Raw genomic sequence first — 23,924 nt, 5'->3', positions numbered from 1 at the left:
ACTAAAAGGTGTAGCTTATTGTAATTTTTTAAGTCTGAGAGTTACTGCATTTTTATGTGCATCAAGTCCTTCTGCAGCAGCCATAAGCTCAATAGCTGGACCTATATTTTGAATCCCTTTTGGTGATATTTTTTGAAAGGTCATAGACTTCATAAAACTATCAAGATTTACACCGCTGTATTGTTTTGCATAACCATTAGTAGGTAGGGTGTGATTTGTTCCAGATGCATAATCTCCAGCACTCTCAGGCGTATAATTACCTATAAATACAGATCCTGCATTCATGATATTATCCACATAAAAGTCTTCATTTTTCATGCATACAATAAAATGCTCCGGGCCGTACTCATCAATTAGTGCTAAAGCAGTTTCATCGTTTTCAACATATATTAGTTTACTGTTTTCGATGGCTTTTTCTGCAATATGCTTTCGCGAAAGCGTACTCATTTGCATTTCCACTTCTCTTTCTACATCATCTATGAGTTTACGAGAAGTTGCTACTAAAATAACTTGGCTATCAACACCGTGCTCTGCTTGGCTTAATAAGTCTGATGCTACAAAACTCGTATCTGCCGAATCATCTGCCACCACTAATAACTCTGAAGGTCCAGCAGGCATATCAATCGCTACACCATGCTTTGTTGCTATTTGTTTTGCAACTGTGACAAACTGATTTCCTGGACCAAATATTTTATATACTTGGGGTACAGTCTCTGTTCCAAAAGTCATCGCGGCAATCGCCTGGATACCTCCTACTTTAAAAATTTTAGTAACTCCGCTCAGCTTTGCGGTGTATAAAATTGCAGGATTTACATTTCCATTTTTATCTGGAGGTGTACATAATACAATTTCTTTACAACCAGCAATATTTGCTGGTGTCGCAAGCATCAATATTGTCGAAAATAATGGCGCTGTTCCTCCAGGGATATAAAGTCCCACTTTTTGAATAGGTCTTTTTTCTTGCCAGCAATCTACTCCCTCTACTGTAGTAACTGCCACTCTAGACGTTTTTTGTGCTTTATGGAAACCTTCAATGTTTCCTTTTGCTAGCTGTATTGCTTCTTTTAACTCTATAGGTAAAGAATTTTCGGCTTCTTGTATTTCACGATCTGATACAGCAATGGCGTTTAACGTGACCTTATCAAAAATAGCCGTGTATTTTGCAACCGCTACATCGCCGTCTGATTTAACTTCTTTAAATATATTATTTACAGTTGCTTCAATATCATCAACTGTTTGAGTAGGTCTTTTAAGGATACTCTCCCACTCACTTCTTTCTGGATTATAGATCTTATTCATAGCAAAATAAATTTATAGTACCATTTTTTCAATAGGGCATACTAAAATACCTTCGGCTCCTGCAGATTTTAAATTATCTATAACATCCCAGAAACTATTTTTATCTATCACAGAGTGTACACTACTCCAATCTTTTTCTGCTAGAGGTAAAACAGTAGGACTTCTCATTCCAGGAAGCATTGCAATCACTTCATCTAGTTTATTATTAGGTACATTCATAAGTACATACTTACTACGCTCACCTGTAAGTACAGCTCTTATACGAAATTTAAGCGTCTCAAGAATTGCCTCTCTCTCCTTTGAGATGTTAGGCGACACTGTCAGAACAGCTTCTGAAGTAAGCATTTGCTCCACTTCTTTGAGGTTATTCTTAAATAATGTGCTACCACTAGAAACAATATCACAAACAGCATCTGCTAGGCCTATACTTGGGGCAATTTCTACAGAGCCATTGATAATATGTAATTCTGCTTTTACACCTTTACTATCTAGATACTCCTTTACAGTGTTCGGATAAGATGTGGCAATGCGTTTACCTTCAAAGTCCTTAACAGAATTATATTTCTGACCCTTAGGAATAGCTAATGAAACTTTACACTTTGAAAAACCTAATCTCTCTACAATTGGTAAATCCTTACCTTTTTCAATTAAAGTGTTTTCACCTAAGATTGCGATATCTACAACACCATCTCTTAAGTATTGAGGTATATCTCCATTACGTAAATAAAGTACTTCTAACGGAAAGTTTCTAGCCGTTGCTTTGAGCTGGTCTTTTCCATTATCAATAGATACACCACAATTTTTAAGTAGTTGTAACGATTCCTCATTAAGGCGTCCAGATTTTTGAATAGCAATTCTAATTTTTTGACTCATGATAATTTTTTAATGTCCAAATTACTCAAAAGAAAAAACCCGCTTGAGTAATTCAAACGGGTTTTTAATATGAAATATATACATACTCTTTACCTCGCTTGAGCGATGATTGAAGTATGATGGTGATGTGTATTGTTATTATTCATTGTTGTACAAATTTAAGAAGTTCTTTGTTAAAAACAAGTGGATAACCTGATTTAATTAATTCTTAACATTGACAACTTTTCTGTAACTTTGAAAACAGTAGGCTTATATATAGTAATACTCTCTTAGCTTAATCGATGAAGGGATTTTTTGGGGCATTCTTCGTTTTTTTACTATGGACTTCTGGTTGTATTTATTTTATAAGTACAAGAGAGGTTAATAACGACAGTGATATACAACAAGTTCTTTATGAAAAGAATAATTCAAAAAAAAACATTCCTAAATCAAAAGATACTCAATCATCTTCCTCAGAAGTTTCTAAAACAAAGTTTACAACTACTAGTTTTGCTCCAGATAGTTTAGATTTATTTGGAATTGAACATGAGACTTCTTCTATGCTTGCTGAAGAAATTCAAAAATCTATCGCAATTAGTGATACTATAGATATTACAAAGGATGAGCCTGCTTTAGAATTTGAAAAGGAACTTAATTCATTAATGGGGCCTTCTTTTTCAAGTAGTATATTTTATCCTCGTTATAACAATACAGATCTAATATTAGATAAAGAGTTAGTAAAATATACGACAGAACTTAAAGCATTATTAAAAAAACATCCTGAAAAAAAAGTTACCATATTAGGCCACACCGATAATGTAGGCAGTAGTAAAGATAATTTTGATCAAGGCCTTAAGATGTCTAGACAAGTAAAATGGTATCTTACTGCGAGAAGAGGAATACCAAGACATAAGATAACGGCAACTTCCCGAGGGGAAGAAGAACCAATAGCAAATAATAAGAGCCTCTCTGGCAGACAAGAGAACAACAGAATAGAAATTATAGTAGATTAATATGTTTGTATCACAAGAGGCCATATCTATACCAGTCGCATACTTAGAGACATTTATAATGACTCTTGTTGCATTTTTAATTGGTTATATAGGCTCTAATCTGTATAATAAAATTATTCTAAAAAAGAGTCTCGCAGCTCAAAGTGAAACGATACAAAATTTAAAGAAAACTATTATTAATCTTGAGGATGAATTAGATCGCAAGGGAGATGGTGTTTTTAGGAAAGATCGAATGGATGACGAGTTTGACCATCTTAAGGTGAGAAATCGAGCTTTTTCTCAAGAAGTAATCTCTGAAAAATTAGTAGAGAAAGATTATTCTGACATAATTAATTTTGACAGAATAGGCACAGCTTCAGTTTTTGACAAAAATGAACTTCAACAAATTATAGGTATAGGACCTTACACTGAAGCAAAATTAAATGAGTTAGGCATTTACACTTTTGATCAAATAAGCCGATTAACGAAGGAAGATATTGAAATTATAACGAAACTTATTAAGTTTTTTCCGGATAGAATTAAAAATGATCGATGGGTAGCCAAAGCAATCAGGCTCAAAGAACAATTACTGGAAGATGCTCAAGATCCAAAAAAAAAGATGAAACATAAAAAAACCACCTATTAGGTGGTTTTTTTATAAGTACTATTGATGTCTAGTCTTAATTAATCTTAACTCCAGATTCATTAAACTCAACATCCATATTCTTTCCTTTTCTCTTAAACTCTACATCGTAAAACAAGCCTTTTTCAGCACTTTGAACGCGTTCTATTTCTGTTATTTCCTCGTCTGAGTAATTGTTATCTATTGCTTTTTGAACAGCTTTAGGTAAATCATCTTTCTTTATGCTTACCTCAGTCTCAATCCATGAACCGTTAGGACTAAAGTCTGCTCTGTGACGTACTCCATCTACTCTAAACCTAGACTCATAGTTCCCATTTGAATCTACATGCCAGTCTGGGTCATTCTCTCCTGGATATTTTGCTTGAAATGTTTTCTTTACTGCTTCTGGTGCATATCCCTTTTCGCTATTTTGACTTTCTACATTTTGACCACAGCTTATAGTAAGTATGAATCCAAACAAAAAAAGTATTTTCTGATAATTGTACATAAAAGAATCTTTACAATCCACACGTGAATTCGCGCGGATTGTAAAGATATAAGCTTTCGCGAAAGCGTCTTCTTAACGCTTTCTTATAGTTTTATGAAGTATTCTAATTATTTCCTAAAATTAGTGGAAGTCCAGAATCACCAGAACCAACAACGATAACTTTAGAATTAGGTGACTTTGATAACTCTATAGTTGCATCTATTCCTTTGTCTTGAAGAATTTTATCTGTCAAAGAAGCACTTAAAATCTTATTTGCATCTGCTTTACCTTGAGCTTCAATACGTACTTTTTCTGCTTCTTTAGATGCTGTTACAAGTCTAAACTCGTACTCTAGAGATTCTTGCTCTTGTCTTAGTTTTCTTTCAATTGCGTCTTTTATAGTATTAGGAAGCGTCACGTCTCTTACTAATACCTCATTAAGTTGCACATATTGCTTAGACAAAATAGCTTTAGTCTCTACAAATATTTCGTCCTGTATAGCATCTCTTTTACTTGAGTACAATTGCTCAGGTGTATATCTACCTACTACACTACGTGCTGCAGATCGTATAGCTGGCTGGATCACTCGTTGTAAATAATCTTTACCTAGTGTTTGGTGTAGATTTCCTAAATCTTTGCGCACTGGCTCATACCAAGCAGAGGCGTCAATTTGTATTTCTAATCCATTAGACGATAAAACTTTCATTTTTTCAAAAAGCTCTTGTTGTCTTACTTCATAAACGAATACCTTATTCCATGGTGCAACTAAGTGAAACCCTTCACTCATAGGTGGCTCATCTGTCACCACACCATTTCCAAACGTTTTAAATAATACTCCTGCCTCTCCAGAATCTATGGTTACAGCAGATTTTGTAACTAATACTAATAAAATAATGATACCTATAACTATAGGTACGCCAATCTTTGGTAATTTTTCCATAATAATTTTTTGATTTTTATTTACGTGAGTCCATTATACTTGCGCATAAACCACTCAATAGAAAGTAGTAAGGCTATTATAAATAATAACCATTTCCAATCTATTAAAGGTACGATTTTTTCCGTGCTTTTCTGTACAGGTTTGTATCGAGTATCTTTCAAAAGATATTCAATAAGTTGGTCTCCTGTTGCGCTCGTATAAAGGGCTGCTGCGGTATTAGACGCTAGAGTACGTAGTTCTGTTACATTTGCATTTAAGAATTGTTGTTCTATCTCAAAAGGAACTATTGTAAAACTACCAGATCGAGCGAGTCCTTGATCTATAACCGACACGGTAAACTTGTAATTACCCGGCTCTAGATTATTCATCGCAACCTGATATGTATTCTTATTAAGCAATAACGGTATATCTGTCACTTTACCTGTCTCTTCATGGACTAGACGTATGGATAAACGTGCTCGTGTATCAAAGGTGTAATTTTTATCAAAGTACTGCGCATACAATGTAACATCACCATTACCGTAATAAAAGGACTCATAATCTATGTTAAGACGACTCTTTTTCTTATTTGATGCTGCATATTGCACGAGATTATCAATAAAATTATCAAAATCTTCAAAGCTATTATTATTAATAAAACTCTGTGCTCGCCATCGCCACAAACCTTCTCCTAGAATATAAACTTCACGTTGTCCATTTGTATCTGTAGTAGCTATAAGTGGATTTTCTGTATTTAAAGATCCTATAGTTTGGGTCAGTGCGACATCTACTTCTGTCTTAAAATTAACGTCACCAAAGCTTGTTTTTAACGGCGGAAAGTCAGCAAAGCCTATATCTTCTATCACAAAAGCAGAGAAATTCACATTGAGTTCGCCTTGTACTTCTTCTTGCTGTCCAGTGATTTCTTGATTAATGGTATTCTGGAAGGTATTTACAGCATTCCAATCTGTATTTGCGCCAGCGACTATAATACTATTTTTGGATAGCGAAGTAAGTTGCTCATAGACATTCTTGAAACGTGTATCTGGCTGGTACAATATTACTAACTCATAGTCATTAAGCTTACTTATACTTTCTAGAGGATTTGAAAAAGTAACCGTGCGTAGTCTATTACTTTCTATACTCTTTTTAAGCATGCCCACATCTGGATGAATGATGTTACTTACTATAAGAACATTCGTTTTTTGATCAATAACTTCAATCGCAAAGTTCTTACTATTGTTTTTTATGTTTTTCTCTGTCGTACTAGGTGCAAGCTGTATAGCATATTGCCTAACTCCTACGCTCGTTGCAGGTAATAGCAAATTGAAAACCTGTGATTCTTTGTCTGGACTAAAAGTAACTCGCTCAGAATGTACTACTGTCCCTCCTGAACTAACCGTTAATTGTGAGCTTACTGTATTGTTGCCATTATAAGAGGCAAAAATCTCTACCGGAAACTTATTATTGATATACGCATATCTATTTACGTTTACCTGCCCTAATTTAAGATCATCGTATGTAATTGTATCTCCTAGAACTACAGGATATATCTGCTGATTAAGGTTTTTTGAGGTGTATTGATAAGCCTCACCATAGGTTTGGTTTCCATCGGTGAGTAAGATAACTGGTGCTATTTCTGTAGCATAAATGTCTTCAAGACTATGAAGAACATTAGAAATGTTAGTCTGCTTTTCTTGAAAATCTAAGGTGTCTAAACGTTTAAATTCTTGACCGAAACTATAAAACTCTACGTCAAAAGCATTGTTTAAAGGTTCGCTTTCGCGAAAGCGTGAAACTAAATCACTACTCTCATCATCATATTCCAAGTGTTTAATACTTGCCGTATTATCTACAGCTACGGCAAGTGATGGTTTTACGATAACGTATGTAACTTGTTTGTAAGAAGGGTTAATTAAAAGAATAAGCAATCCAAAAACGCTTAAGAATCTAATAAGCGCATAAACTTTATTGCGGCTGGTCTTATATTTTGCCTTATAAAAATACTGAAAAACCGCTATTCCCAAGGCGAGAATAGCAGCTCCAATAATTAATAATAATGTTTCTGTTTGCAAATGTCGTGGTTGTTCTTATCTCAAATATTTTGAGAATGGGCAATAAGCACGTAACTCGTAAATTACGTAAGCATTCCTCCGTCTACATTAATAACTTGACCTGTGATGTATGCACTCATATCACTAGCAAGAAATACGCAAGCGTTTGCAATATCTTCTGGGCTTCCACCGCGTTTTAATGGTATAGACTGTCTCCATCCATCTACAGTAGCTTCATCAAGCTTACCTGTCATCTCAGTTTCGATAAATCCAGGAGCAATCACGTTTGTACGTATGTTACGAGAACCTAGCTCAAGTGCCATAGACTTAGAGAAACCTATCATTCCAGCCTTTGAGGCAGCATAGTTTGCTTGACCAGCATTTCCTTTTACTCCTACTACAGAGCTCATATTAATGATACTTCCTTTGCGAGCTTTAAGCATCGTGCGCTGCACCGCTTTAGTCATATTAAAGATAGACTTAAGGTTTACCTCTATTACGTTATCAAAATCCTCTTCAGACATACGCATAAGGAGATTATCCTTTGTAATACCTGCATTATTTACAAGAATATCAATAGTTCCAAAATCTTCAAGCACGTTCTTTACAAGCTCTTGAGCCTGCTCAAAATCTGCTGCATTACTTTTATATCCTTTGATTTTTACACCTGTACTCTCTAGGCTTTTCTCTAGCTCATCTGCCGCAGCAGATGATGAGCTGTATGTAAAAGCAACATTTGCTCCATGCTGAGCAAATACTTCTGCGATTCCTTTTCCTATGCCACGGCTAGCACCAGTGATGATAGCTGTTTTTCCTTCTAATAATTTCATATATAAATGCTATGAATAGATAGTTAACCAGTATGATTACTATCTGAGGTTATTTTTTATTGATCTAATTAACTTAAATAGTAGGTTGTATCGTCACGCTTTCGCGAAAGCATACATCACTAAATTTACTTACTCAAATATAAGAATTACGATACCGACTAGAAACAAAAAAACCTCCCTAAAAAAGGAGGTTTCTTTATAATATATCGTAAAATTATTTACCTAAAACTTCGGCAACTTTTTTACCTATTTCTGCTGGGCTATCCACAACGTGAATACCACATTCTCTCATGATTGCTTTTTTAGCTTGTGCTGTATCATCAGATCCACCTACAATTGCTCCTGCATGACCCATAGTACGTCCTGCTGGCGCAGTCTCACCTGCGATAAAACCTATCACTGGTTTCTTACTACCGCTTTCTTTATACCACTTTGCAGCGTCACCTTCTAGTTGACCACCTATCTCACCTATCATTACAACAGCTTCAGTTTCTGGATCATTAATAAGTAATTCTACTGCTTCTTTTGTAGTAGTTCCTATAATAGGATCTCCTCCAATACCGATTGCTGTAGTAATACCAAGACCTTGTTTTACAACCTGATCTGCCGCTTCATACGTAAGTGTTCCAGATTTTGAAACAATACCTACAGTACCCTTTTTAAATACAAAACCTGGCATGATACCTACTTTTGCCTCACCTGGAGTGATAACTCCTGGACAGTTAGGTCCTATAAGGCGACACTCTTTTGTTGAGATATAGTCTGATGCTTTGATCATATCTGCAACAGGGATACCTTCTGTAATTGTGATAATCACTTTGATTCCTGCATCTGCAGCTTCCATAATTGCATCTGCAGCAAATGCTGGCGGTACAAAAATAATGGTAGTATCTGCTCCTACTTTTTCTACTGCTTCTTGAACAGTATTAAAAACAGGCTTATCAAGATGTGTTTGTCCTCCTTTTCCTGGAGTTACACCACCTACTACGTTTGTTCCATAATCAATCATCTGGCCCGCGTGGAAAGTTCCCTCGCTACCTGTGAATCCTTGAACAATTATTTTCGAATCTTTATTAACTAAAACGCTCATCGGTTTGTTTTAAAATTTTGCATTGCAAAAGTAACAGTTTGGTTAAGTATTATGAAGTAAAAACAATGAAATTTACTTCCAAGATTTCATGCTCTCTTTTGCTTCTTCTGCTGGTTGGCTCATTTGGTACCCTCTATACATCAAACCATCTTTCATTTCCCATATAGCCATAAAATGTGCCATAGGTTGCTCTGTATCTGGTTGCTCAATCGTAGTTACAAAATACGTGAACCTTATCACTACCTGATCCTCTTTAGAAAGAAGGTGTGTAATCTCTGGACGTACTGCATCAAAAGATTTACCAGCCTCTGCTGCCATTTCTTTTAATCCTGCTATTTCCATATGGTTGTAGCCTGTTTTTGCATTCCAAAAAAGCTGCATATCAGGATGAATATACTCATCAAAAGCAGTTGTGTCATTAAAAAAGTCTGAGCTATAAAACTCTTTTACGATTTTCTTATTACTCTTAGCCATTATTGTTGCTTTAGTTTTTCTAATAATTCTTGCACTTGTCTCAACGCTGCAAGCTCTTTATATTTTGTTCTGAAATCACCTGCTGGTGACCCAAAATAACTTTTTTCTCCTTCTAGGGACTTACTCACACCACTTTGTGCAGATATGATAGCCTTCTTCCCTATAGATATACCACTAGTAACTCCTACCTGACCCCATAACGTCACCTCGTCCTCTATAACGACACAACCAGCTATGGTAGTTTGAGCCGCGATTAAAACACGTTCTCCTATAACAGTATCATGCCCTACATGAACCTGGTTATCAATCTTAGTTCCTTTTCTTACAGTAGTATCACCAGTAACACCCTTGTCTATAGTCGTCCCAGCTCCTATATCTACATTATCTTCTATTACAACACGACCACCAGATTTAAGTTTATCAAAACCTTCTGGACGTTTTTTGTAATAAAAAGCGTCTGCACCTAGTATGCTTCCTGCGTGTATAGTAACGTTATCACCTATAATCGTATTGTCATAGAGACATACATTAGGATGTATGGTACAGTGATCACCTATAACCACATTATTCCCAATGAAGACATTAGGCTGTATAACGGTTCCTTGACCTATAATTGCCGTCTCTGCTATAGCAGCAGCAGCGCTTTTAAAAGGTTTAAAGTGATCTGTAAGCTTATTAAAATCTCTAAAAGGATCATCAGATATTAAAAGTGCTTTACCCTCTGGGCAAGCTACTTCTTTGTTTATAAGCACAATAGTCGCGGCACTTTGTAGCGCCTTGTCGTAATACTTAGGATGATCTACAAAAACAATATCTCCTGGTGTTACTACATGGATCTCATTCATACCCAAAACTGGAAACGAAGGATCACCCACAAAAGTGATATTAAGAAGACTTGCAATATCTTGAAGCGTATGTTGTTTTTTAAATTTCACGATTACGAATATAAAAGAAAATCCCGTCATTTGACGGGATTTATATAATAAGTTAATGGAAGATTATTTACTCCTTAACGCGCTCTTTATAGGTCCCTTTATCGGTCTCTATTTTTATCTTATCTCCTTCATTAATAAACAAAGGAACGTTTACCTCTGCTCCTGTCTCAACAGTTGCTGGCTTTGTAGCGTTAGTTGCTGTATTACCTTTTACTCCTGGCTCTGTGTGACTCACTTCAAGTATTACAGAAGCAGGCATGTCTACAGAAAGTGGTGCGTTATCTTCCGTATTTATAAGTACGGTAACAACCTCTCCTTCCTTTAATAAATCAGAACGATCTAACGCAGTCTCTTGTAAAGCGATTTGCGTGTAGTCTTCTGTATTCATAAAGTGATACCCCTCTCCATCATTATATAAAAACTGGAACTTATGTGTTTCTACACGTACTTCTTCAATCTTATGTCCTGCAGAAAATGTATTATCTAATACTTTTCCAGAGGTAACACTTTTCATTTTTGTTCTTACAAATGCTGGGCCTTTACCCGGCTTTACGTGTAAAAACTCGATGATTTTATAAATATCGTGATTGTAGTGTATACAAAGTCCGTTGCGTATGTCTGATGTTGTTGCCATATATAGTATCAAGTTTCTGCAAATGCAGAATTCTTATTTAATTAAAAGTTAATCTCGCTTTCGCGAAAATATGAAAAGATTATCAATCTCTCCGTTTTATGAATTTCACCGCTCACCTTATGTTAGGCAAAAGCATGAGTGTTATGTTGTCAAATTTTCGCGAAAGCGTAAAAAGAAAACTTATGAATTGAAGTATCCTTTCATAATACCGCGTTGAGAATTACGTATAAATTGCAATATCTCATCACGTTCCTGAGTAGCTTCCATCTCTGCTTCAATAATCGCAACAGCTTGAGAGTTGTTATAATTCTTCTGATACAAGATGCGGAATATATCCTGGATCTCACGTATTTTTTCTGTTGTAAATCCGCGACGACGTAGTCCTATAGAATTAATCCCTACGTAGCTCAACGGCTCGCGACCGGCCTTAACAAAAGGCGGTACATCCTTACGTACTAGTGACCCACCAGTTACAAAAGCATGGCTTCCTATCGTACAAAACTGCTGTATAGCAGCCATACCAGCTAGTACCACGTAGTCACCTACAGTAATGTGCCCAGCAAGCGTACTGTTATTAGAAAAAATACAATTATCACCTACGATACAATCATGAGCAATATGGCAGTATGCCATAATCCAACAATTGTTTCCTACCTGAGTTTTCATACGATCTGAGGTGCCACGGTTAATGGTCACACACTCACGTATCGTTGTATTATCACCTATAATAGTAACGGTATCCTCGTCATTAAACTTTTTATCCTGTGGTACTGCAGAGATTACTGCGCCTGGAAAGATACTTACGTTCTTTCCTATACGAGCACCTTCCATAATAGTCACATTAGACCCTATCCAGCTACCCTCGCCTATTACAACGTTATTATGAATGGTTGTAAATGGCTCGATAACAACATTCTTTGCAATTTTTGCACCTGGGTGTACATATGCTAGTGGTTGATTCATACTAGAGATTTTTTACTTTTACTATTTGCGCCATTATTTCGGCTTCTGAGACAAGTTTACCATTTGCATAAGCGCGAGCTTGCATCTGGCAGATTCCTCTACGTATAGGTGACATTAGGTCTAATTTGAAAATAAGAGTATCACCAGGTACCACCTGATGCTTATATCTTACTTTATCTATTTTAAGTAAATAAGTTAGATAGTTTTCTGGATCTGGAACGGTACTTAAAACTAAAATACCTCCCGTTTGAGCCATTGCTTCTATTTGAAGTACGCCAGGCATTACCGGAGATCCGGGAAAATGCCCCACAAAGAATGGTTCATTCATTGTTACATTTTTCACTCCAATCACATGCTCTTTTGTGAGCTCTAAAATCTTATCTACAAGCAAGAATGGAGGTCTATGAGGTAACATCTCCATTATTTGATTTACGTCCTTTACAGGGGTCGCATGCAAATCTACATCTGGAACATAATTACGGCGTTCATTCTTAATAATTTTCTGAAGTTTTTTTGCAAACTGTGTGTTTATAAAGTGACCAGGCTTATTTGCAATGATTTTACCACGTATTCTTGTACCTACTAGTGCTAAGTCTCCTATAACGTCAAGTAGTTTATGACGTGCTGCTTCATTAGCATGGTGCAGAGTAAGGTTATCTAGTATGCCGTTAGGCTTTACAGCGATATCATCCTTATTAAAGGCTACCTTCAATTTTTCCATTGTACTAGCAGATAATTCTTTATCTACATATACAATCGCATTATTGAGATCTCCACCTTTAATGAGACCGTGCTCAAGCAACATCTCTATCTCATGTAGAAAACTAAATGTTCTACTATCTGAAATTTCCTCCTTAAATTGCGATATGTGTTGTATGCTTGCATTCTGAGTACCTAGCACTTTAGTACCAAAGTCTACCATAGTAGTAACTTGATACTCATCTGCCGGCATTAAAATAATCTCACTCCCAGACTCTTCGTCTAGATAAGTGATAATTTCTTTCACCACATATTCATCACGTACAGCATCCTGTTCTAGAACCCCTGCTTCTTCAAGTGCTTCTACAAAAAACTTCGAAGAGCCATCCATAATAGGAGGCTCAGAAGCATTAAGCTCAATAAGAAGGTTATCTATTTCAAGTCCTACGCAAGCAGCAAGTACGTGCTCTGTAGTTTGAATAGAAACGCCGTTTCTTTCAAGGTTTGTTCCTCGTTGTGTATTGGTTACAAGAGAAGCATCTGCATTTAGTACTGGCTCTCCTTCAAGATCAAGGCGTTTAAATTTATAGCCGTGGTTTTCTGGAGCTGGCTTAAAGGTCATTAGTACATCTGCACCTGTGTGCAAACCTACACCTTGTAAGCTTATTTCTTTAGCTATCGTACGTTGTTGTGCTTTAGCGTTACTCATTATTTTGTTGTTTTTTTAATTCGTTTACCGTTTGTACAATTTTTGGTAAATTTTTAAAGTGTACGTAAGAACGATTCCAATCAGCATAATTAAATGATGGAGATCCCTGCAGCACTTCATTATCCTTTATATTTCTTCCTATTCCAGATTGTGCTTGTATACGCACATTATCACCTATGGTTAGGTGTCCAGAGATACCCACTTGACCACCTATAAGACAGTGCTTTCCTATTTTAGTAGAACCAGCAATACCTGTTTGTGCAGCAATGGCTGTATGAGAACCTATCTCTACATTATGTGCAATCTGAATCTGGTTATCAAGTTTAACACCTGTTCTAATCACAGTAGATCCTAATGTTGCACGATCTATCGTAGTTCCTGCTCCTATATCTACGTGATCTTCTATAATTACATTTCCTGTTTGTGGTACTTTACTATACTCTCCTTTTTCATTTGGAGTAAAGCCAAAACCATCTGCACCTACAATAGCACCACTGTGTATGTAGACCGTGTTACCTATAACACAGTCAGAATACACTTTAGATCCTGCAAAGAGCACACAATTGTCTCCTATAGTAACATTATCCCCTATATAAACATTAGGATAAATTTTTACATTACTCCCTATAGTTACGTTCTCTCCTAGGTATGAAAAAGCTCCTAGATACAGTCCGTCTCCATAAGTAGCTGTTTCAGAAATAAAGCAAGGCTGCTCTATTCCCGACTTATTAAGTTTTACTTGATTATAATATTCTAGAAGTTTTGAAAATGACTTATAGGCATCCTCTACTCGTATAAGCGTAGGCTTAACGGGTTGCTCTGGTTCAAAGTCATTACCTACAATGGCAATACTTGCCTCTGTAGTATATATAAATGATGTGTACTTAGGATTTGCTAAGAAGGTTAGAGACCCTGGGATCCCTTCTTCTATTTTTGCAAGCTTTGATACTTCTACATCGGGGTTACCTTCTATAGTTCCTTCTAGTATTCCTGCGATTTGATTTGCGGTAAATTTCATGGATGACAAAAATAGGAAAAATTAACGTTTAGGTTTTGGGTAACAGAGATAGTTTTTAACTACTTCTTTTGTAAGTGACTTTAAACTTAATTGATCACTTGCTTTTACCACATCTACAATCTTCCCACTATTGAGAAGAATATTGATTCCACCTTTCTCATAATTATATGCTTGGTTTGATATAGTACCTGTAAACACAAAGTATGATGCCTCATGTTCCGTTATATTAAACTTCTCCATTAATAAGGACTTATGTTGCTCAAGCTTAGACGGTGCAAATGGTTTCTTTTTAATTTTTACATTCAAAAGATCTCTATTTATAATCGCCTTAGACAGCTCAGAAAGCACAAAATCCTCATGAAAACACCATTCTTTCATAGCAGAAATAATATCATAATCGTCTAGCTGAGCAAACGTATCAAGGCTATTTTTTATGGTATCACTATCTATTCTATGTTGTAAAAAATACTGTAAAGCTTTACTCGAAGTTAGCACAACTCCGTTATGAGAGAGCTCTTTTGCACGCTTGAGTACCCTCGTTATTAATTGCTCTGCTACAATACCTGTTTTATGTAGGTACACCTGCCAGTACATAAGCCTTCTAGCGACAAGAAACTTCTCTACAGTATAGACTCCTTTTTCTTCTACTACAAGCTTGTCATCCATCACGTTAAGCATAGCAACTATACGCTCCGTATTAATGTTACCCTCGGCCATTCCCGTATAAAAACTATCACGTTTTAAATAGTCGGTACGATCCATATCTAGCTGACCAGAAACCAGCTGATTTAAAAAAGAGCGATGATATGATCCCTTGAAAATCTCTATTGCCAGCGTTAAACTTCCGTTAAACTCCGTATTGAGACCCTCCATAAATAAGCTAGAAATGTGCTCATGACTTACACCCTCTACAATACTATGTTCCATAGCATGAGAGAAAGGACCATGACCTATATCGTGAAGTAAGATTGCTATAAACACACCTTCTTTTTCTTCAGGTGATATCTCAACACCTTTGTCTTCAAGGACTTTGATGGCTTTCTGCATAACGCCCAGACATCCTATCGCGTGCTGAAAACGAGTATGATGCGCACCAGGATATACAAGATATGACAATCCCATCTGCGTGATACGTCGTAGTCTTTGAAAGTATTTGTGCTGTATCAAATCAAAGACTATACCATTAGGTATAGTAATAAACCCATAAATAGGGTCGTTAATAATTGTAACTTTGGGAGACCTCAATATTAAAAATTTTGGATTTCTATTTTTTATGCTTTCGCGAAAGCGTATTACTTACAAATATAAGGTTTCGCCTTGCAAACAAGGAGCCTCTTAAAAACTAACATACTTAACTAATTATATGAGCAACATACAAATACTTTGGGTAGATGACGAAATTGACTTACTTAAGCCACATATTTTATTTCTTGAAAAGAAGAATTACAGCGTAACTACTTGTGATAATGGTGCCGAAGCTGTAGAAATGATAGATGAGCAAAACTTTGACATCATTTTTCTTGATGAAAATATGCCAGGTCTCTCAGGTCTAGAAACTCTGAGCGAAATCAAAAATAAACGGGAAAATGTTCCTGTTGTCATGATCACTAAAAGTGAGGAAGAGTATATTATGGAGGAAGCGATAGGCTCTAAAATAGTAGACTATCTCATTAAACCAGTAAATCCTAACCAGATATTACTGAGTTTAAAGAAAAATCTTGATCATAGTAGATTAATAAGTCAGAAAACTACTTCTTCATATCAGCAAGAATTCCGCAAGATTGCTATGGATTTATCTATGGTAAATAGTTTTGAAGAATGGTCTGAGCTGTACCAAAAGCTTATTTACTGGGAGATGGAGCTTGAGGGGATAGAAGATACTGGAATGTTTGAAATATTAGAATCTCAAAAATCTGAAGCAAATAATCAGTTTTGTAAATTTATTGATAAAAATTACCCAGACTGGTTTAACGGCTATGAGGGACCTACGATGTCTCACACATTATTTAAAGACAAGGTACAACCACACCTTAAAAAAGGTAGTCCTACCCTATTCATTGTCATAGATAACATGCGCTATGATCAATGGAAGGCTTTTGAGCCTCACCTTAATGCGCATTATAAAAAAGTACAAGAAGAACCTTATTACAGCATCTTGCCTACTGCAACTCAGTATGCTCGTAATGCTATATTTTCTGGACTCATGCCAGAAGAGATGAAAAAGAAGCATCCAGACTTATGGCTTGATGATACAGATGAGGGAGGAAAAAATATGCACGAAGCAGATTTTCTTGAGGCACAACTTAAAAGACTACGTCTTGACCTAAGCTGGGAATATCACAAAATCACCAACTTAAAAAACGGTAAAAAACTTGCCGATAATTTTAAATCTCAGAAAAATAATGACCTTACGGTAGTCGTTTACAATTTTGTAGATATGCTTTCTCACTCTAAGACAGAAATGGAAGTAATTAAAGAACTCGCTAGTAATGACAAGGCTTACAGATCACTTACAGAGAGTTGGTTTAAAAATTCACCGTTACTCACGATGATACAGCAAGCGCAAGAGCTAGGCATGAAGCTTATACTTACTACAGATCATGGCACTATTAATGTCAAAAATCCATCTAAAGTTATTGGTGATAAGAATACAAGTCTCAACCTGCGTTATAAAACAGGAAGAAGTCTGACGTATGAAAATAAAGACGTACTCGCTGCCGAAGATCCTCGCACGATACACCTACCTACTATTAATATGAGTAGCTCATTCATATTTGCAAAGGGAGATCTATTCTTTGCGTATCCTAATAATTTTAATCACTACGTAAGTTATTATAGAAATACATACCAGCATGGTGGCGTAAGCCTTGAAGAAATGGTGATTCCTTTTGTCGTGCTTGAACCTAAATAGAAATGTTACGCTTTCGCGAAAGCGTGACCACAAACAAAAAAACCACAGCAATACAAGCTGTGGTTTTTTTATGTTTGTATATAAACTAAAAGAGCTGCTTAACCCGTTTTATTAATTCGCTCTAAAAAATCAATTACATTATCACCCTTTTCTTTCGCAGGAGCCGCTTTAATATTCTCAAGATTTTTTATGAAATAAGTCACCGAAAGCCCAGTAATACGCTTAAAGTGATTAGAAAAAGATTTTGGATTAGAAAAACCAACCTCTTTTGCTAGAGCACTCACTGTGTACGTTCTTATTTTCTCAGAACTATAGAGTAGTTTGAGTATATGATTAATACGCAGGTCATTAATATAAACAGAGAAATTCTCTGATTTGTCATCATTAATATACTTAGATAGATATGTTGAATTAGTACCTACCTGGAGAGCTAGACTCTTAAGCGTGATATTTTCCTCTGTAAACATTAATGTGTCCTCAAAAGTTTTGAGACCAGCTTTAATTTTATCTGTTTGTGTAGACTTTAATTGTGGCGGAGAACTTTTAATAGTTGTCTCAGTCGTGCTAGTAGTATTTATAGGAGATGACACCTCATTTTTAATGCGCTTTTCAATTGCCGCTTTGAGATTATCAAACCTCTTTTTATAAATAAGCCTTTTTCTATATTGAAATATCGCTACGATGACTCCTATACAACTCAAGATTAAGAATAGAATAACACCAGCATTACTTGTTGACTTTTCCTTTTCTAGCTTATGTATTAAAAGTTCCTTCTCAGCTGTAAGCTCAGGGATAGTATACATAGACACGACACCGTTACTCACTGACTCTTTAATACTACCTAATGATTCCTCATAGGCAATCATTTTATTTAGGTATTCTATTTGCTTATCTGTGTTTCCTTCATTCTTATAATGATTAAGTAAATAATCAAATGTATGCTTGAGCTCATCAAAATAATAATCAGATCCTGCTGCTACAAAAAGACTATCTGAAATTATAAATGAAGTAGTCGCCTTTTCTGTTAAATCTAATCCCTCGTAGGCTATTCCTTGCATGGCAAAAGAATGAGACAACTCATCATCTCCTTTTTCATAGTCATTAGAAATATATTGATTGGCTACATCTAACCCTTCTAGGTATTTTTTTTGTTTAATTAAAATAGCCCCTTTAAGCCCTAAGTAAGTGTTCTGATACTCTTTATCATTATCAATATCAGCATAAATCTTCACTTTTTCTATGTAATCGCTTGCAGCATCTAGACTATCTATATCAAAGTAAGAAGATGCAATAGAATATCTAACGGAAGCAAGAATATTCTTGTTCTGAGAATCACTATTGTAGATGTGAATATTCTTAACTTTTCCAGTTGTGTAAATAGACTCTACTTCCTTTAAATTTGAAATACCGCGACTTACATTTCCATAATTTATCTGTAATACCCCAATAAAATTCTTTAGAGTCCATTTGTTAGATAAATTTCCGGATTCTTCAGAATATTTATACGCCTCTTCTGCTAACTGTAAAGACATATCGATTTGATCATTATAATAATATGATATTGCCTTACTCAACAGAGCTGTTTCATACAAAACGAGCAAATTATTTTCTTCAGTAAAATTTAATATGTAATCAAATAAATCAAAATCATTATTTCTTAATTCAGCTAAAACAAGATAAAATTTAACAACATCAGATTTATTCTCACTTCGTGCTGCTCGTTTTATAAGCTCTTTCCCTTTTAATTCTAGCACCAATGAATCAACTGATGTCATATCTTCTTCAAAAAGAGCAAAAAATTCAGTTCTTAATACGGGGTAACTTTTTACAGCTATAGAATCTGGTACAGCAATTTCAGAGAGATACGGAAGTTCTTGTGCACTTATGGAGAGCAAAGAGCACAGAAAAAATATTATAAATAAAGGGGTTCTTATAGTCATTAACTAAACGATTGAGAGCACTATTTTTTAAGAAAAATCTTACTCCTATATATATTAATAATGGTTTCAGGCATAATTAAGAGGGCTGCAAGTTAATAGTTGTATCCCTATAATTAAATCTCATAACTACTAAATTCCTCAATTTTATGATTGGCACCCTTAAAAAACTAAAAATTAAAGGGAAGATTCATAAATATGGAAACAACCATAGATTTAAAAGGAGAATTTAGTGTATTGTTATTGAAGGACAGGACATATAACTGAAGTGTAAAACTGCTTACCCCGTTTTATTAATTCGCTCTAAAAAATCAATCACATTATCACCCTTTTCTTTTGTAGGTGCCGCTTTAATATCCTCAAGATTTTTTATGAAATAAGTCACCGAGAGCCCAGTGATGCGTTTAAAGTGATTTGAAAAAGATTTAGAATTAGAAAAACCAACTTCTCTTGCTAGAGCACTCACTGTGTACGTTCTTATTTTTTCAGAACTATAAAGCAATTTAAGTACATGATTTATACGCAAGTCATTAATATAAACAGAGAAATTCTCTGATTTCTTGTCATTAATATACTTAGACAGATATGCTGTATTAGTACCTACTTGGAGAGCTAAACGCTTAAGCGTAATATTTTCTTCTGTAAACATTAATGTGTCCTCAAAAGTTTTTAGACCAGCTTTAATTTTATCTGTTTGTTGAGACTTTAATTGAGGTGTAGAATTATTTATAGTTGTCTCATTCGCACTAGTAGGTTTTATAGGAGATGACATCTCATTTTCAATGCGCTTCTCGAGTGTTACTCTGAGCTTATTAAACCTCTTTTTATAGATAAGTTTTTTTCTGTACTGAAATATCGCTACGATGACACCTATGCAACTCAAAATTAAGAATAGAATAACACCAGCATGACTTGTTGACTTTTCCTTTTCTAGCTTACGTATTAAAAGTTCTTTCTCAACTATAAGCTCTGGGATTGTATACATAGTCGATACACCGTTGCTCACATATTCCTTCATACTGCCTACTGATTCCTCGTAGGCAATCATTTTATTTAGGTATTCTATTTGCTTTTTTGTGTTTGCTTCTTTCTTATAATGATTAAGTAAATAATTAAATGTTTGCTTGAGTTCATCAAAATAATAATCTGATCCTGCAGCTACGAAAAGGCTATCAGCGGTAAGGAAAGAAGTAGTTGCTTTTTCGTCTAAATTCAACCCTTCATAGGCAATACCCTGCATGGCATAAGAATGAGACAACTCCTGATTACTTTTTTTCAGATCATTAGAAATATATTGATTGGTTACATCTAACCCTTCTAAATATCTCTTTTGTTTGATTAGTATTCCTGCTTTTAAACCAAGGTAATAATCTAAATGATCTTTATTTCCTACTGATTCAGCATATATCCTAACTTTTTCAATATAATCATCTGCCTCATCAAGACTATCAATTTCAAAATATGTCTTTGCAATTGAATATCGAATAGATGCCAGCACATCTTTATTATAGCTATCTGTATTGTAAGGGTGTATTGTTTGAACCTCTCCTGTTATATAAATAGACTCTACCTCTTTTAAATGTTGCAATCCAATAGAAACATTACCATAATCAACTTGTAGATTACCAATAAGACTTTTTAAAACCCATTTATTAGATATATTTTGAGTTTTTTCAGAAAATCTATACGCTTCTTCTGCTACTGCTAAAGCCTCTTTAATTCGCTGATCATAGTAAAGAGCAATAGCTTTTTGCAACAACCCTTCTTCATAGGAATCATCTAACTCATTAGTTCTTGTATACTCAAGTATATATTCAAGTATATCATAATCACCATCTCTTACATTTTCTAAAGTCAAATAGAATTTAGCGACATCGGACTTGTTTCTACTTAATGTAGCCCGTCTTACAAGCTCCTTTCCTTTTAATTCAAGTGCCAATGAATCAACCGAAGTTTTACATTCATTAAAAAGAGCAAAAAATTCAGTTCTTAATACAGGGTAACTTTTTACAGCTATAGAATCAGGTACAGTAATATCTGATAGATATGGAAGCTCTTGTGCACTTATAGAGAAAAAAGAGCACATAAAGATTACTATAAATAAAGGGGACTTTATAATCATTAACGAAACGATTGGGAGCACTATTTTATAAGAAAAATCTTACTCCTCTATATATTAAAAATGGTTTTAGGCTAATTTAAGCGGGCTGCAAGTTAAAGTTTATATCCCTATTATTAAATCTCATGACTACTAAATTCCTCAATTTTATGATAGGCACCGTTAAAAAACGAAGAATTAAAGGGAAGATTCATAAATATGGGAAAAATCATAAATTTAAAGCGAAAATTTATGAATGTTCCTACACAACTCTTGATATCCTCTTAAGTATAGCTGACTTTTACACTCCTAATCATCAATATAGTTAGTTACAAAATAACTATATGTTCATCAATCAAAAAACGGACTTACATCATTTAGTGTTTCATCAAACACAAATTATAGTCTTACAAGTAAGAAGAATTAAAATCGGTGTTTAACAACTAGTTTGAAATTACATTTTAGGGGTTTGCACTTTAACTAGTAATTAGGGAGAATATATTTTCAATACATTCTTCAAACCTATTTATAGGTTGACATCGATTTTTATTTTACACCTACACACCTCTTACCACAACCACTCTATTTATATTATTTTTCTTTCTGTCTTTTTGAATTAAGGACACCACTCCAATAATTATATATTTAAGTATATATCCCTAGAAAAGCGAGAAATTATCGTTTAAAGGCATATAAAATCTACTTTTATAATTTAAAATCTTAAAACTTTAAGATTTTCTTATCTTCGCAACACCCTTAAATACCCTACTAATGCAGATGATTTATAATTTGTCTGAAATTGAGCATATTGCAAAAACAATAATCTCTTCTTCAAAAAGTAATATCCTTCTCTTTTATGGAGAAATGGGAGCAGGAAAGACTACACTTGTAAAATCGCTTGCAAAAGAATTAGGCGTACAAGAGACTGCAAGTAGCCCTACCTTTTCAATTGTTAACGAATATATTTCTGATAATAACGAAGTGTTATACCATTTTGACTTTTATAGGCTAGAAAAAGAAGAAGAGGCTTTGGATCTCGGTTTTGAAGAATATTTAACTCAAGGAGATTGGGTTTTTATTGAATGGCCAGAAAAAATCACCTCCTTTTTACCATTAAATGCACAAAAAATTACGATTACCACAATAAGTGCAGATAAAAGACAGTTGAGATTACATTAGATATGTTAAAAAAAAGTTAAAGCGATTATTTATAATTGTAAGAATTTTCTCTTTAGGGTTTTTTTAACAAAGGCAAAAAACAAAGGTTAAAACCTTTAAACGAAATTAAAGAATTTAATAGATAACCCCTTAAACCGTACACATATAATACTGGGTGCCTTTTTTTTCAAAACGGGCGCGAATATACATAAAAAATTAATTAGCAATATTTTGAGAGATTAGAGTGATGTTTGCAACAACAAATCATTACTCAAAACACTCTAAATTATGAAAATTAAAGCTTTATTTTTAGCACTAGTGATCGCTGGTGCAACAGCGTTATCGTACACAGCAATAACAGATAATGAATCACAAGCAATCGACAGGAGCAAAATCAAAGTACCAAAAGCTGGATAGAATAAAAATTCTATCATCAAGCACAATGATTGCATTATTTATAGTGCTATCGCCAATACTTTTTTATGTATATCAAGGATTCCCAGATGTTAAATCTTGGGAATCCTCTTTATTTGGTACTATAAATAGTTACTATTACGAGAGCATTTACACTTTAGCTTGGGTATTATTTGGCAAAATTGTACCGCTTTTCCTTCTACTTCTTTGGTTCTTTACTTGTAAGCATTGGTGGTATCACTCCATCATTGTACCTATCAGTATGTATGTAATTCAGATTTATATTTCACTTAATCAAGATTTAGAATTTAACGATACAAATGAAATCACTTATATAATTCCTATAATTGCTATTGTCGCAGCTATAACTTACGCCATAAGAACCAAAATCTTTGATCGCTTATACGGCGTAGATCTAGATCAAGAGTTCAAGCGTGTTCGCTGGAATGGAAAAATTGTAAAAATCCCCGCAGACTCTCCACTTAATATTCCCGAAGTAGGTGATGATGAAGTAGATGACGAGCTGGAGGATTAATCAATAACACTATAGTTATACGCTACAGAGGCAATTATATACTTTTATAGCACACTTTCTTTCCCTGAGGGCGTGCCCCTATCCTTCATTCATTTCATTCTTGAAGTTTAGTGACCGGGCTATACGTTTTTACGCTTCGTGCTATGTCGCTATCGCTCCACAACACTGCAGGGTAACCACTGCTATCCCTCACGCGGGTAATTAAAGGTTATCCATGCATTATAAATTGCTAAAGCTTGTTTAAACATTAAGATTGCTTAGCAGATAACTGACTATTTCTATCCTAAATATCAA

General features: G+C 34.8%; 22 protein-coding genes. 6 read left to right on the top strand and 16 right to left on the bottom strand.

The genetic code is table 11. The features are described 5' to 3' along the window. Nucleotides 1-15 precede the first annotated feature (15 nt). Both hisD and hisG read right to left on the bottom strand, forming a co-directional pair. On the bottom strand, nt 16-1,299 hold the full coding sequence (hisD, locus tag KRODI_RS12840) for a histidinol dehydrogenase (protein ID WP_013752041.1): 1,284 nt from the start codon (nt 1,297-1,299) through the stop codon (nt 16-18). Nucleotides 1,300-1,311: 12 nt separating this feature from the next. Next, nucleotides 1,312-2,172, bottom strand: a complete 861-nt coding sequence (gene hisG / locus KRODI_RS12835; protein WP_013752040.1) for an ATP phosphoribosyltransferase — start codon at nt 2,170-2,172, stop codon at nt 1,312-1,314. A gap of 281 nt (nt 2,173-2,453) precedes the next feature. Here hisG and KRODI_RS15160 point away from each other — a divergent pair, with 281 nt between their 5' ends. Further along, the gene (locus KRODI_RS15160) at nt 2,454-3,164 is read left to right on the top strand and encodes an OmpA family protein (RefSeq protein WP_013752039.1); all 711 of its coding nucleotides are present in this window, start codon (nt 2,454-2,456) and stop codon (nt 3,162-3,164) included. A 1-nt stretch (nt 3,165) separates the two neighbouring features. Next, nucleotides 3,166-3,789, top strand: coding sequence for a hypothetical protein (locus KRODI_RS15155; RefSeq protein ID WP_013752038.1), 624 nt, complete (start codon nt 3,166-3,168; stop codon nt 3,787-3,789). A 34-nt stretch (nt 3,790-3,823) separates the two neighbouring features. On the opposite strand, the gene KRODI_RS12820 is transcribed toward KRODI_RS15155, so the two are convergent. The 12 genes from KRODI_RS12820 to KRODI_RS12765 form a co-directional block, all read right to left on the bottom strand. After that, nucleotides 3,824-4,246 (bottom strand): PepSY-like domain-containing protein, encoded by a 423-nt coding sequence (locus tag KRODI_RS12820; RefSeq protein WP_013752037.1) that lies wholly within the window; start codon nt 4,244-4,246, stop codon nt 3,824-3,826. A 130-nt stretch (nt 4,247-4,376) separates the two neighbouring features. Then, nucleotides 4,377-5,192: a prohibitin family protein gene (locus KRODI_RS12815; RefSeq protein ID WP_013752036.1), complete on the bottom strand. Its 816-nt coding sequence runs from the start codon at nt 5,190-5,192 to the stop codon at nt 4,377-4,379. 20 nt (nt 5,193-5,212) lie between these two features. Then, on the bottom strand, nt 5,213-7,246 hold the full coding sequence (locus KRODI_RS12810; protein ID WP_013752035.1) for a hypothetical protein: 2,034 nt from the start codon (nt 7,244-7,246) through the stop codon (nt 5,213-5,215). A gap of 62 nt (nt 7,247-7,308) precedes the next feature. Further along, complete coding sequence (gene fabG / locus KRODI_RS12805) at nt 7,309-8,055, bottom strand: 3-oxoacyl-[acyl-carrier-protein] reductase (protein ID WP_013752034.1); 747 nt, start codon at nt 8,053-8,055, stop codon at nt 7,309-7,311. 214 nt (nt 8,056-8,269) lie between these two features. Next, nucleotides 8,270-9,145, bottom strand: a complete 876-nt coding sequence (gene sucD / locus KRODI_RS12800; protein ID WP_013752033.1) for a succinate--CoA ligase subunit alpha — start codon at nt 9,143-9,145, stop codon at nt 8,270-8,272. A gap of 72 nt (nt 9,146-9,217) precedes the next feature. After that, complete coding sequence (locus KRODI_RS12795) at nt 9,218-9,619, bottom strand: nuclear transport factor 2 family protein (RefSeq protein ID WP_013752032.1); 402 nt, start codon at nt 9,617-9,619, stop codon at nt 9,218-9,220. Continuing rightward, nucleotides 9,619-10,554 carry a UDP-3-O-(3-hydroxymyristoyl)glucosamine N-acyltransferase gene (locus KRODI_RS12790; protein ID WP_041295930.1) on the bottom strand — a complete coding sequence of 312 codons (936 nt, stop codon included), beginning with the start codon at nt 10,552-10,554 and terminating at the stop codon, nt 9,619-9,621. Before KRODI_RS12790 ends, KRODI_RS12795 begins: the two co-directional genes overlap by 1 nt. 67 nt (nt 10,555-10,621) lie before the next feature. Further along, a complete protein-coding gene (efp, locus tag KRODI_RS12785; RefSeq protein ID WP_013752030.1) occupies nt 10,622-11,188 on the bottom strand; it encodes an elongation factor P in 567 nt (188 codons plus the stop codon). Between the two features lie 180 nt (nt 11,189-11,368). Next, a complete protein-coding gene (lpxA, locus tag KRODI_RS12780) occupies nt 11,369-12,151 on the bottom strand; it encodes an acyl-ACP--UDP-N-acetylglucosamine O-acyltransferase (protein WP_013752029.1) in 783 nt (260 codons plus the stop codon). 1 nt (nt 12,152) lies between these two features. Further along, a complete protein-coding gene (locus KRODI_RS12775; RefSeq protein WP_013752028.1) occupies nt 12,153-13,559 on the bottom strand; it encodes a bifunctional UDP-3-O-[3-hydroxymyristoyl] N-acetylglucosamine deacetylase/3-hydroxyacyl-ACP dehydratase in 1,407 nt (468 codons plus the stop codon). Then, on the bottom strand, nt 13,552-14,577 hold the full coding sequence (gene lpxD, locus KRODI_RS12770; protein ID WP_013752027.1) for a UDP-3-O-(3-hydroxymyristoyl)glucosamine N-acyltransferase: 1,026 nt from the start codon (nt 14,575-14,577) through the stop codon (nt 13,552-13,554). Before lpxD ends, KRODI_RS12775 begins: the two co-directional genes overlap by 8 nt. 21 nt (nt 14,578-14,598) lie before the next feature. Beyond that, the gene (locus tag KRODI_RS12765) at nt 14,599-15,822 is read right to left on the bottom strand and encodes an HD domain-containing protein (protein WP_013752026.1); all 1,224 of its coding nucleotides are present in this window, start codon (nt 15,820-15,822) and stop codon (nt 14,599-14,601) included. A gap of 118 nt (nt 15,823-15,940) precedes the next feature. Between KRODI_RS12765 and KRODI_RS12760 the strand changes: the two genes are divergently transcribed. Beyond that, entirely contained in the window at nt 15,941-17,488 is a 1,548-nt protein-coding gene (locus KRODI_RS12760) for a bifunctional response regulator/alkaline phosphatase family protein (RefSeq protein ID WP_013752025.1), read from the top strand. Between the two features lie 98 nt (nt 17,489-17,586). Here the strand turns inward: KRODI_RS12760 and KRODI_RS12755 are convergent, their stop codons facing one another. Beyond that, on the bottom strand, nt 17,587-19,428 hold the full coding sequence (locus tag KRODI_RS12755) for a helix-turn-helix domain-containing protein (RefSeq protein ID WP_013752024.1): 1,842 nt from the start codon (nt 19,426-19,428) through the stop codon (nt 17,587-17,589). 277 nt (nt 19,429-19,705) lie between these two features. Then, on the bottom strand, nt 19,706-21,547 hold the full coding sequence (locus KRODI_RS12750) for a helix-turn-helix domain-containing protein (protein ID WP_013752023.1): 1,842 nt from the start codon (nt 21,545-21,547) through the stop codon (nt 19,706-19,708). Between the two features lie 753 nt (nt 21,548-22,300). Here KRODI_RS12750 and tsaE point away from each other — a divergent pair. The 3 genes from tsaE to KRODI_RS12735 all read left to right on the top strand — a co-directional run bounded on the left by tsaE (nt 22,301) and on the right by KRODI_RS12735 (nt 23,630). Continuing rightward, nucleotides 22,301-22,702: a tRNA (adenosine(37)-N6)-threonylcarbamoyltransferase complex ATPase subunit type 1 TsaE gene (gene tsaE, locus KRODI_RS12740; protein WP_315897941.1), complete on the top strand. Its 402-nt coding sequence runs from the start codon at nt 22,301-22,303 to the stop codon at nt 22,700-22,702. A gap of 267 nt (nt 22,703-22,969) precedes the next feature. After that, nucleotides 22,970-23,098 carry a hypothetical protein gene (locus tag KRODI_RS15775; RefSeq protein ID WP_013752020.1) on the top strand — a complete coding sequence of 43 codons (129 nt, stop codon included), beginning with the start codon at nt 22,970-22,972 and terminating at the stop codon, nt 23,096-23,098. Nucleotides 23,099-23,123: 25 nt separating this feature from the next. Next, complete coding sequence (locus KRODI_RS12735; protein ID WP_049783452.1) at nt 23,124-23,630, top strand: hypothetical protein; 507 nt, start codon at nt 23,124-23,126, stop codon at nt 23,628-23,630. Nucleotides 23,631-23,924: the final 294 nt, after the last annotated feature.

This window comes from Dokdonia sp. 4H-3-7-5, assembly GCF_000212355.1.
In the GTDB taxonomy this organism is placed as follows: Bacteria; Bacteroidota; Bacteroidia; order Flavobacteriales; family Flavobacteriaceae; genus Dokdonia.
This window is presented reverse-complemented; position numbering and strand designations above follow the sequence as displayed.

Coding starts and splice junctions, on each gene's coding strand:
- hisD (WP_013752041.1), bottom strand. CDS start 1,299: ATGAATAAGATCTATAATCCAGAAAGAAGTGAGTGGGAGAGTATCCTT.
- hisG (WP_013752040.1), bottom strand. CDS start 2,172: ATGAGTCAAAAAATTAGAATTGCTATTCAAAAATCTGGACGCCTTAAT.
- KRODI_RS15160 (WP_013752039.1), top strand. CDS start 2,454: ATGAAGGGATTTTTTGGGGCATTCTTCGTTTTTTTACTATGGACTTCT.
- KRODI_RS15155 (WP_013752038.1), top strand. CDS start 3,166: ATGTTTGTATCACAAGAGGCCATATCTATACCAGTCGCATACTTAGAG.
- KRODI_RS12815 (WP_013752036.1), bottom strand. CDS start 5,192: ATGGAAAAATTACCAAAGATTGGCGTACCTATAGTTATAGGTATCATT.
- fabG (WP_013752034.1), bottom strand. CDS start 8,055: ATGAAATTATTAGAAGGAAAAACAGCTATCATCACTGGTGCTAGCCGT.
- sucD (WP_013752033.1), bottom strand. CDS start 9,145: ATGAGCGTTTTAGTTAATAAAGATTCGAAAATAATTGTTCAAGGATTC.
- KRODI_RS12795 (WP_013752032.1), bottom strand. CDS start 9,619: ATGGCTAAGAGTAATAAGAAAATCGTAAAAGAGTTTTATAGCTCAGAC.
- efp (WP_013752030.1), bottom strand. CDS start 11,188: ATGGCAACAACATCAGACATACGCAACGGACTTTGTATACACTACAAT.
- lpxA (WP_013752029.1), bottom strand. CDS start 12,151: ATGAATCAACCACTAGCATATGTACACCCAGGTGCAAAAATTGCAAAG.
- KRODI_RS12775 (WP_013752028.1), bottom strand. CDS start 13,559: ATGAGTAACGCTAAAGCACAACAACGTACGATAGCTAAAGAAATAAGC.
- lpxD (WP_013752027.1), bottom strand. CDS start 14,577: ATGAAATTTACCGCAAATCAAATCGCAGGAATACTAGAAGGAACTATA.
- KRODI_RS12760 (WP_013752025.1), top strand. CDS start 15,941: ATGAGCAACATACAAATACTTTGGGTAGATGACGAAATTGACTTACTT.
- KRODI_RS12755 (WP_013752024.1), bottom strand. CDS start 19,428: ATGACTATAAGAACCCCTTTATTTATAATATTTTTTCTGTGCTCTTTG.
- KRODI_RS12750 (WP_013752023.1), bottom strand. CDS start 21,547: ATGATTATAAAGTCCCCTTTATTTATAGTAATCTTTATGTGCTCTTTT.
- tsaE (WP_315897941.1), top strand. CDS start 22,301: ATGATTTATAATTTGTCTGAAATTGAGCATATTGCAAAAACAATAATC.
- KRODI_RS15775 (WP_013752020.1), top strand. CDS start 22,970: ATGAAAATTAAAGCTTTATTTTTAGCACTAGTGATCGCTGGTGCAACA.
- KRODI_RS12735 (WP_049783452.1), top strand. CDS start 23,124: ATGATTGCATTATTTATAGTGCTATCGCCAATACTTTTTTATGTATAT.